Genomic DNA, 8976 nt, shown 5'->3' with positions numbered 1-8976 from the left:
CACGCACTTCGTCGACGACGGCGACGTGCCGATCTCGAACAACTGGGTGGAGAACCACATCAGGCCCATCGCCCTCGGAAGGTCGAACTGGTTGTTCGCCGGCAGCCTGCGCGCGGGCAAGCGCGCAGCAGCGATCATGAGCCTGCTGCACTCGGCGCGCATCAACGGGCACGAGCCCTATGCGTACCTCAAGGACGTGCTGGAACGACTGCCGGCCCACCCGGCCAGCCGCATCGACGAACTGCTGCCGCACCGCTGGTCGCCTTCCGCTTGAGGGCTGTCACCGGCGACGCACTGGCGGTCAAGGTGACTTCGCCGGACGCATACGAACGGCGCGATGTTCTGGCCTACGTCCATGGAGGTTGGCTTACGGCGCTCGCGTGCGGAGGCTTGACCTGGGCCATGGCAACCTACTTCGTGAGCATCAGCGGCGCCAGCCGCGAGGTGACCGAAGGGGTGTCATCACTCTTCGCTGCTATTGTTCTGCTGAGTGTCGGCCTCTGGATGCACCAGAAGAGCACCGCCGGTAAATGGCAGGCATATCTGAAGGAGAAGCTCTCCGCAGCCATGACGCGCCGCTCGGCATGGGCGTTGTTCGCGCTGGCGTTCATCGCCGTCTACCGCGAGGTTTTCGAGACGGTGCTCTTCTACTCGGCCTTGGCCGGTGACGGCAATAACGGTGCATTGCTCGGCGGACTGCTGAGCGGGGTGGCCGCCCTGACTATCCTCGCATGGCTCATGCTGCGCACCAGCGCCCGTATGCCGATTGGAAAGTTCTTCAGCCTCAGCTCGATTCTGGTCGCTGTCCTCGCTGTAGTGCTTGCGGGCAAGGGAGTTGCGGGTCTTCAAGAAGCCGGTTGGCTGAGCGCCAGCCCGATCCATTGGCCACGCATCGAAGTGCTTGGGATTTATCCGTCGGCAGAGACCACCTTAGCGCAAGCCGTGATCCTCATCATTGCATTGGTCGGTTTTGCGCTGAATGCCCAGACTGCTCGCCGGTCGCAGGCGGCGTGATGTTCGGTGCTCCTGAATCGTTGGGCTCGAAACCATCGCACTGATTACCCCAAGGATGCTCTCCGCGTTGACGTCCACTTCCCATGATGCAATTCCGTCGCGTGCCAGCTGGCACGCCAAACAGCGTGACCCATTACCTAGTCCGCCCTGAACAATTCCGTTTTCAGGCAGCCGCAGTTGTTGGCATGCGAAGTTGGCGGGCAAGGGCGTCCAGGCGATGTTTGCTGTCCGTGGTCACCACGAACTTCCTGCGCCCCTTGGCCCGGATACCGTGGCGCTGCATCAACTGCCGAACCCGCTCCTTGCCCACCCGATGGCCTCGCGACAGCAGTTCCTTGCGCATGCGCGGCCAGCCGTATTCGCCACGCAACTGCGCGTGGATGGCCCGGATGTGCGCCAGCACTGCCTCATCGCCAAGACTGCGCCTGGGGCCTTGTCCAGGCCCGCGCCCAGATGCTTGCCAGCTGAAGTACCCGCTGGGGCTGACCTCCAGAACCTCGCACATCAGCGTGATCGGCCAACGTCTCTTCATCGACCTGATCCAGGCGTACCTTGCAACACGTCCTGTGCAAAGTACGCCGCGGCTTTTTTTGCGATGTCGCGCTCCATCTTTACCCGTGCCAGTTCCGCTCGCAGCCGAGCGATCTCCCCCTGCTCGGGGGTCACCATCGCCACGGGTTTACCTTCTGCGGACATCCCCAACTGGCCTTTGGCATCGGCCCTGACCCAGTTCGTCAGACTGGCCTTGGGCATCCTCAGCGTCTTGGCCACCACCGACGCTGCCCGTCCACCCTTCACCTGCCTGACGGCCTCCTGCTTGAACTCCAGGGTGTACTTCCCTCTGCTTTTCACTTCATTCATCTCATGCTCCATACCGGCATTCTCCGGGTTGAGCTATGAACTCCGAAATTCGGGGGCAACCTCAGTATCCCATTCCACGCACGGTGTGAATGAGCTTCGGATTGAACGCATCGTCTATCTTCGCGCGGAGACGGCGGATGGCTACATCGATGACGTTGCTATCGCTGTCGAAATTCATGTCCCATACCTGCGACGCGATCAGAGAACGTGGAAGGACCTCCCCGTGGCGACGGGCCAGGAGCTCAAGCAACGCGAACTCCTTGCTGGTGAGATTGATGCGTTGGCCAGCGCGCGTTGCGCGCCGGCGCGCCAAGTCCAGCACCAAATCGGCAACCTGGATGCGATCAGGCTGGCTCGGAGCGCTTCCGCGTCGCAGCAGCGTCCGCACCCGCGCCAGCAACTCAGAGAACGCGAATGGCTTGACGAGGTAGTCGTCCGCTCCCAGTTCCAATCCCTTGACACGGTCGTCTACACCGCCACGCGCCGTCAGAAAGAGCACAGGGACCTGTTTACCGGCATCTCGAAGGGCACGCACGATGCGCCAGCCATCGACATCCGGCAGCATGACATCCAAGACCACCAGATCGTATGTCTCGCCCATGGCCAGGTGGTGTCCGTCCAATCCGTTGCGCGCCAGATCCACGACGAATCCCGCCTCCATGAGACCTTGGCGGACGTAATCCGCCGTCTTGTTCTCGTCTTCAACGACCAGCAGTTTCATCGCATGTCCCATGAAATCGCTACGGCGCGGAAAAATAGCCGCTCACGATGTACGCATTCATCCACTTTCAATCAGCAATTTACTGGTTGCCAGCTTCCACGAACATTACATGAATGTAATTCAGGGGTCATTCGATGGAAAGTGCCCAACCCATAGCATGACCTGCATTGCGTCGAACTGTGCCGCTCAGGATGGGGTGGCGTTTAGAACGACTTCCGAGTCATCTATGGAGGATTTCAGGCCATGCCGCCTCGTTCACCCTTTTTTATCGTGCCCACACAGGGCCTTTCTCGTCGGCGTTTCGTCCAAGGGTTAGCCGCCGGCGGCGTTCTCGCTGGGCTGTCCACGCCGGCGTTCAAGGCATTTGCCCAGCAAGGCTCCGCGACGCGCGGTGCCGCCCCTGTGCTGAAGGGCACCGAGTTCGACTTGGTGATCGCCGAATCGCCCGTGAACTTCACGGGCAAGCCAGGCGTGGCTACGACCATCAACGGCTCGCTGCCGGCACCGACATTGCGTTGGCGCGAGGGTGACACCGTCACAATCCGTGTAACCAACAAGCTGCGTGAAGCCACATCCATTCACTGGCACGGGATCATCCTGCCGTATCAGATGGATGGCGTGCCGGGCATCAGCTTCAATGGCATCGCTCCCGGCGAGACCTTCACGTACCGCTTCAAGGTTCAGCAGAGCGGCTCCTACTGGTACCACTCGCACTCCGGCTTCCAGGAACTCACGGGCATGTACGGGGCGATCATCATCGACCCCGCTGGCGCCGAGACCATCCACGCCGACCGTGACCACGTGCTGCTGTTCTCGGATTGGACCGACGAAGACCCGATGCGGGTGTTCACCAAGCTCAAGTCCCAAAGCGACTATTACAACTACAACCAACCTACCGTCTTCGACTTCTTCCGGGACGCCTCGCGCGAAGGCACGGCCGCTGCGATCGACAAGCGCAAGATGTGGAACGAGATGCGGATGAATCCGACGGATCTCGCAGATCTGTCTGCCGCCACGCTGACCTATCTGGCCAACGGCGTCACCCCCGCCGGCAATTGGACGGCGCTGTTCCGACCGGGTGAGCGCGTGCGGCTGCGCATGGTCAACGGTGCGGGCAACACCTTCTACGACGTACGCATTCCAGGACTGAAACTCACGGTGGTGCACGTCGATGGTGTTGACGTGGAGCCGGTGACCGTCGATGAGTTCCGATTCGGTCCTGGCGAAACCGTCGACGTGATCGTCCAGCCACGGGATGACGCTTACACGATCTTCGCCCAGGCGATGGACCGGACAGGCTACGCGCGTGCCACGCTGGCCGTGCGTGAAGGTCTTCAAGCTCCCGTGCCTGCCCTCGATCCGGTCGAATGGCTGACCATGAACGACATGATGGGCGGCATGATGGGGGGCATGGACCATGGCGGGTCCGGCCAGGCCATGGAGATGACCGGGATGACGGGCATGACCGGGATGACCGGGATGGGCTCGGGTTCGATGTCCGGGATGGATCATGGGGCGATGGCAGGCATGAATCACGGCGCCATGAACCACGGTGGCATGGCGATGGATCACAGCCAACACGCCGCGGCGGCGGGGGGACTGGCCGTGCCCAGCACTACTGCTCGCCACGCTCGCACCGAGTATGGTGCCAGCACGGACATGCGCGTTGACATGGCGCGCACCAACCTCGATGACCCCGGCATCGGACTGCGCAACAACGGTCGGCGCGTGTTGACCCTCGCGGATCTGCATACCCCGTCGGGGCCGCTGGACAAGAGAGGCCCCGGCCGGGAGGTCGAACTGCACCTCACGGGCAACATGGAACGCTACGCATGGTCCCTGGACGGGCTGGAGTTCGGAAAGTCCACGCCGGTGCACTTCAAACACGGCGAGCGGCTGCGGGTCATTCTGCACAACGACACCATGATGACCCATCCCATGCACCTGCACGGCATGTGGAGCGAGCTGGAAAGCCCCGACGGTCGCTTCCTTGCGCGCCGCCACACCCTGCCGGTGCAGCCGGCACAACGCATCAGCTTCCTGGTGACAGCCGACGCGCTCGGCCGCTGGGCGTGGCACTGCCACCTGATGTTCCACATGGATGCCGGCATGTTCCGCGAAGTCGTGGTGTCTTGAACCCAGCGCACAAGGAAGACCAAGAATGTCCAAAGCACTCCCCACTCGCGCACTGGCCACGACGCTTCTGGCCCTGGTAAGCGTCGCCGCCCAGGCACAAGCACAGAACGACCATGCAGCGCACGGCCAGGCCGACGCTCAAACGGCCGCGCCATCCACTCAGACCGTGGCTCCTGCCGCCGACCCGCACGCGGGTCACGCGACGTCGGCGAGCGGCTCGACCGCGGCCCCGGCCATGGATCACGGCAACATGCAGATGCAGGGCGGGTCGGCGCCTCCTGACGCCCGCGATCCGCATGGCTACTCCAATGGCCTGACATTGGGATCGGGCGACTACGCCGTACCCGGTGTGCCGCGGCTGATGCTGGCCGACGAACACAGGTTCTTTTCGTTGCGCGGCGAAACTCTGGAACGCCGCTTCACGCGCAAAGGAGACGACTCCACGGCCTACGACCTCCAGGCGTGGTATGGGACGACGTACAACAAGGCCGTCGTGAAGGCCGAAGGCGATATCGCCAAAGGAAAGCTCGAAGAATCGCGTACCGAGCTTCTCTGGGGGCACGCCGTCGCACCGTACTGGGACACCCAGCTCGGCGTTCGGGTGGATAACGGGGAAGGCCCGAGCCGTCAATGGTTGGCTTTCGGCATCCAGGGCCTCGCCCCCTACTGGTTCGAGCTGGAGGCGACGGGCTACGTGGGAAGTGGTGGACGTACGGCGCTGCGTGTCGAAGGCAGCTACGAGCTGCTGCTGACCCAGCGACTGATTCTGGAGCCTCGCGCCGAGTTGCAGTTTTATGGCAAGGACGACCCGGAACGCGGTATCGGCAAGGGCCTGGCCGAAGCGTCTGCTGGCTTGCGCCTGCGCTATGAATTCAGTCGCCAGTTCGCCCCCTATATCGGCGTGGAACGGGCGGGCAGCTTCGGACGCACCGCGGACTATGTGCGTGCCGAAGGCGGCCGTGCGCAGCAGACGCGCTGGGTGGCTGGCGTGCGATTCTGGTTCTAGAACCTAGCGGGTTTGATCATCTGATGAGAGGCGATCCATGAACATGCACTACGACAGAAGCCAGGGCAAAGTGCCGAGACGCCAGGCATTGATCGCTGGCTTGTTGGTGATGGCACTCGCAGGACCGAGCCTGGCGCAGAGCCGACCGATTGCCAAGGTCTGGAAGGACCCGAGCTGCGGATGCTGCAAGGACTGGGTCTCACACCTGCAAGGCGCAGGCTTCGATGTGCAGGTTCTCGACACCGGGAACACCGCAGCGCGCACGCGGCTGGGCATCCCGCAGAAGTACGGTTCTTGCCACACGGCGCAGATCGGCGGCTATGCCATCGAGGGTCATGTGCCTGCCTCGGACATTCAACGCTTGCTGCGCGAAGCCCCGCAGGCCATCGGCCTCGCGGCGCCCGGCATGCCGGTCGGTTCGCCCGGCATGGATGGTCCGGCCTATGGTGGACGCAAGGACGCCTACGACGTGCTGCTGATTGGGAAAAACGGTAGCAGCACGGTCTATCAGTCGCATCGCTGACCATCCATCAACCCTTCTCCGTGGAGATATGCCATGCAGCATCAGCACACACAGACCCCCAGCGATCGCCCCCGGTTCTGGCGATCGCGCTACGGCGTGGCGTTCCTCATCATCGCCGCTGTCGCCGCGTATTTCCTGCTCAAGGAGCACACGGCACATGTTGCCGGCTATCTCCCCTTCCTGCTGCTGGCGGCTTGTCCGCTGATGCACCTGTTCATGCACCGTGGTCACGGCCACGGCGGACACGATCATGCCGCGCGTCAGGGTAAGGAAGGTGCCGCAGCCTCCAAGGAGCAGAAGCAATGAGTCGAGGCACTCGCACCGTGCGAGCACGCGACGCCGCGCTTGTCTCCTTGCGCGCCTGCGGCCTGCTGCGATCACCAGACAGCGATGAGCAAGAAACGAGTCCAGCGCGTCTGTGACGGCGCCCTCTGTTGCCCCCTCTGCAACATTCGTACGGGCACCACAAACGTGTTTGTCTTCAGGGCCCACCGGACCTCTCGCCCCAGTGACCAGCCGGGATGCTCGCGGCGTGCAACGCCAGTGGCCTCACAGCCCATATGTAGAACTGTAAGGCTGCGACACAAGCTCAGCCGAGTGCCGCTGAGTCAGCCGCGATGCCCCTTCCGAAGCAAAGAGTAGAGGCGTGCAACTTCATTGCTGGTGATGGCGATGTTCCGGCCGTCCTTCGCAACCACGGACGTACCGATCTTCTGATATGTCGCGCGGCCAAAACGGTCTTCCTGCGCCATGAGGCCGTCTTTGAAGATGTAGAGCGTTCCTCCATCGGCCAACGGAATCATCTCCTTGGCAGCCTGGACTGCGGCATCACCGGCGAATGCCGGTGCGGAAAGCGCGCCCAACAGAGTGGCGAGGACGATATAAGACTTCATGATCAGCTCCTTTGTGAAACGACGGCAACTTGCGTCGCGTCATCACTGTAGGAGCGTGTCGCTTTCCAAGCGATTGCGCCATGATTACATTGCGTTAATGCGGCGTCCCCAAAGAGATAGGCTCTGCAAGCAGCGAACACACCGAAACGGCATGCTCCCGCCGAAAGCCCTTGGACCACCGGCTCGTCATAGGACTTCCCGCTCGCAGTAAATGGCCCATCCAAGGCGTGTTCACCGAGCAAGCCGGGCGACGGTGGCACACGAGCCCTGGGCCACTCGCACATCAAGCACCTGATTTCGGCCACGCGGACGGGGCTCTGCATGCGTGACGCCAACCGAAGTAGTACAGCCCGAGCTGTTCCGTGCCCGAGCGCTCAGAGACATCCACGCGGCTGCACCACCTTGGTCGACGACATCGACTGAAATGCCACGGCCATCAGCTCCACCCGCGCTCTTTCAGACGGGGACACGCGGGTCTACCGTGGGCCTTGCTCCGAAGGAACGGTCGGCCAGACCATAGTAGCCCTCCCAGACGGGCTCACGTGAGCGTGCGGGCTCTTGCCCCGCAATCAGTGGCAGGAGCCGCAACAGCCCCCTCGCTTGACAGCGGATGCCGGTGCAGCAGCCGGCGCGTTCACCTGAGCGGGCGAATACCCAGCGTCGGCAATCGCCTTCTGGACGATGCCCGCATTCGCATCGGTTGCCACGCTCACCAAATGGCGGCCCAGGTCGACCTGGACATCTGCACCTGGGTCGATGGTCTTGACCGCCTTGGTGATGGTGCTGGCGCAATGGCCGCAGGTCATATCGTTCACCTCGAATGCAAGCATTGGTTCTCTCCGTTAGTGGTTAGGTGCTGCTGACTCTAGACCTTGCCATCGTGGCAATGTCAAGTGTCAGTTTCTGGCCTCCCATCGAGGGCCCACTCCAAGCGGAGCAGACGCTGGGCTTCTCATCGAGCATCTCGTACAAGATGAAGCCGCCGCGGCGCTGCGCGGCGGCTTCATCTTGTACGAGGTTGGATGCTCTTCGGCTCTCCGCCGTTCGCCCTAACCGACAATCAGCCTCCACTGTAGAGCTGCATGCGTGCGTTCCGCTCCGCCGGCGTCTCGCTCAGCAGCTCGCGAACCACTTCTTCGCGCGTCTTGCCCGGTCCGGCACTGGGCACCGGAGGCGGGTAGCTGCCCTCGCCGAAATTGAGGAGTCCCTGCTGTACCGCAGCCTCGGCCTCGGCTCGGACCTGCGCACGGGTTTTCTCGCTCTTGAAGTGGTCCGCGTGAACGACCACGCCGACTTCGTCGCTAGTCGGATGCAAGTATTCAGCCGAGGCCATTCCCGGCAACCCCAGGGCGGCAGCCGCGGCTACGGCTGCAATCATGGAAGAGATGGAGTGGCTACGTTGAGTCATGATAGGAGTCCTTGTAAAAGTCGATGAACTGTAAGCGGTCCATCAACCACACCCTTGCGCGCGGCGCCGGCGCCGGCGCCGATCCGCGATCCGCGCTCTACGGCTCGCCGAGCGCGATGTTCCGTAAGCGGTCCATCAACCACACCCTTGCGCGCGGCGCCGGCGCCGGCGCCGATCCGCGATCCGCGCTCTACGGCTCGCCGAGCGCGATGTTCCAGGGCAGCAGAGCCTCGTAGTCGTCCACGGTCTGCGCGAGCGGCAGCTTCTTGAAGAGCGCGACGAGGTAGCGGTAGGGCTCGACGTTGTTGGCCTTGGCGGTCTCGATCAACGAGTACAGGTTGGCACTGGCGTTGGCGCCGCCCACGGTGTCGGCGAACAACCAACTGCGTCTGCCGACGACGAACGGCCGGATCG

At 62.8% G+C, this 8976-nt stretch carries 10 protein-coding genes and 2 pseudogenes; 6 read left to right on the top strand and 6 right to left on the bottom strand.

Annotated features, from left to right (window positions below; translation table 11 throughout):
- Together Q392_RS25725 and Q392_RS25720 are read left to right on the top strand one after the other, a co-directional pair.
- Positions 1-274 (top strand): transposase domain-containing protein (locus tag Q392_RS25725; protein ID WP_038215066.1); only part of this gene is annotated, 274 nt, incomplete at its 5' end.
- A gap of 53 nt (positions 275-327) precedes the next feature.
- A pseudogene (locus tag Q392_RS25720) lies at positions 328-1014 on the top strand (FTR1 family iron permease); the annotation flags it as partial.
- Positions 1015-1225: 211 nt separating this feature from the next.
- Here Q392_RS25720 and Q392_RS33960 read toward each other — a convergent pair.
- Together Q392_RS33960 and Q392_RS25705 are read right to left on the bottom strand one after the other, a co-directional pair.
- A pseudogene (locus Q392_RS33960) lies at positions 1226-1875 on the bottom strand (IS3 family transposase); the annotation flags it as partial.
- A 61-nt stretch (positions 1876-1936) separates the two neighbouring features.
- Positions 1937-2596: a heavy metal response regulator transcription factor gene (locus Q392_RS25705; protein ID WP_011804656.1), complete on the bottom strand. Its 660-nt coding sequence runs from the start codon at positions 2594-2596 to the stop codon at positions 1937-1939.
- Positions 2597-2839: 243 nt separating this feature from the next.
- On the opposite strand from Q392_RS25705, the gene Q392_RS25700 reads away from it, so the two are divergent.
- Genes Q392_RS25700 through Q392_RS25685 form a run of 4 tightly spaced genes read left to right on the top strand, consistent with a single transcriptional unit; the run spans position 2840 to position 6567 of the window.
- Positions 2840-4732: a copper resistance system multicopper oxidase gene (locus tag Q392_RS25700; protein WP_084217409.1), complete on the top strand. Its 1893-nt coding sequence runs from the start codon at positions 2840-2842 to the stop codon at positions 4730-4732.
- Between the two features lie 25 nt (positions 4733-4757).
- A complete protein-coding gene (locus Q392_RS25695; protein ID WP_005408883.1) occupies positions 4758-5738 on the top strand; it encodes a copper resistance protein B in 981 nt (326 codons plus the stop codon).
- Between the two features lie 37 nt (positions 5739-5775).
- Complete coding sequence (locus Q392_RS25690) at positions 5776-6261, top strand: DUF411 domain-containing protein (RefSeq protein ID WP_003090303.1); 486 nt, start codon at positions 5776-5778, stop codon at positions 6259-6261.
- A 33-nt stretch (positions 6262-6294) separates the two neighbouring features.
- Entirely contained in the window at positions 6295-6567 is a 273-nt protein-coding gene (locus Q392_RS25685) for a DUF2933 domain-containing protein (protein ID WP_003097518.1), read from the top strand.
- 302 nt (positions 6568-6869) lie between these two features.
- Here the strand turns inward: Q392_RS25685 and Q392_RS25680 are convergent, their stop codons facing one another.
- The 4 genes from Q392_RS25680 to Q392_RS25670 form a co-directional block, all read right to left on the bottom strand.
- On the bottom strand, positions 6870-7154 hold the full coding sequence (locus Q392_RS25680) for a CopK family periplasmic copper-binding protein (RefSeq protein ID WP_038215044.1): 285 nt from the start codon (positions 7152-7154) through the stop codon (positions 6870-6872).
- A gap of 569 nt (positions 7155-7723) precedes the next feature.
- Positions 7724-7984, bottom strand: a complete 261-nt coding sequence (locus tag Q392_RS32330) for a heavy-metal-associated domain-containing protein (protein WP_043387409.1) — start codon at positions 7982-7984, stop codon at positions 7724-7726.
- A 230-nt stretch (positions 7985-8214) separates the two neighbouring features.
- Complete coding sequence (locus tag Q392_RS25675) at positions 8215-8562, bottom strand: DUF4148 domain-containing protein (protein ID WP_038215041.1); 348 nt, start codon at positions 8560-8562, stop codon at positions 8215-8217.
- A 190-nt stretch (positions 8563-8752) separates the two neighbouring features.
- Positions 8753-8976 (bottom strand): transposase domain-containing protein (locus Q392_RS25670; protein WP_038215032.1); only part of this gene is annotated, 224 nt, incomplete at its 5' end.

This window comes from Xenophilus azovorans DSM 13620, assembly GCF_000745855.1.
GTDB lineage: Bacteria > Pseudomonadota > Gammaproteobacteria > Burkholderiales > Burkholderiaceae_C > Xenophilus > Xenophilus azovorans.
The sequence above is the reverse complement of the archived record's forward strand: the minus strand, read 5'-3'. Positions and strand labels throughout refer to the sequence as shown.

Bases quoted from the DNA above. Each gene is read 5' to 3' on its own strand.
- Q392_RS25705 (WP_011804656.1), bottom strand. From the start codon at position 2,596: ATGAAACTGCTGGTCGTTGAAGACGAGAACAAGACGGCGGATTACGTC.
- Q392_RS25700 (WP_084217409.1), top strand. From the start codon at position 2,840: ATGCCGCCTCGTTCACCCTTTTTTATCGTGCCCACACAGGGCCTTTCT.
- Q392_RS25695 (WP_005408883.1), top strand. From the start codon at position 4,758: ATGTCCAAAGCACTCCCCACTCGCGCACTGGCCACGACGCTTCTGGCC.
- Q392_RS25690 (WP_003090303.1), top strand. From the start codon at position 5,776: ATGAACATGCACTACGACAGAAGCCAGGGCAAAGTGCCGAGACGCCAG.
- Q392_RS25685 (WP_003097518.1), top strand. From the start codon at position 6,295: ATGCAGCATCAGCACACACAGACCCCCAGCGATCGCCCCCGGTTCTGG.
- Q392_RS25680 (WP_038215044.1), bottom strand. From the start codon at position 7,154: ATGAAGTCTTATATCGTCCTCGCCACTCTGTTGGGCGCGCTTTCCGCA.
- Q392_RS32330 (WP_043387409.1), bottom strand. From the start codon at position 7,984: ATGCTTGCATTCGAGGTGAACGATATGACCTGCGGCCATTGCGCCAGC.
- Q392_RS25675 (WP_038215041.1), bottom strand. From the start codon at position 8,562: ATGACTCAACGTAGCCACTCCATCTCTTCCATGATTGCAGCCGTAGCC.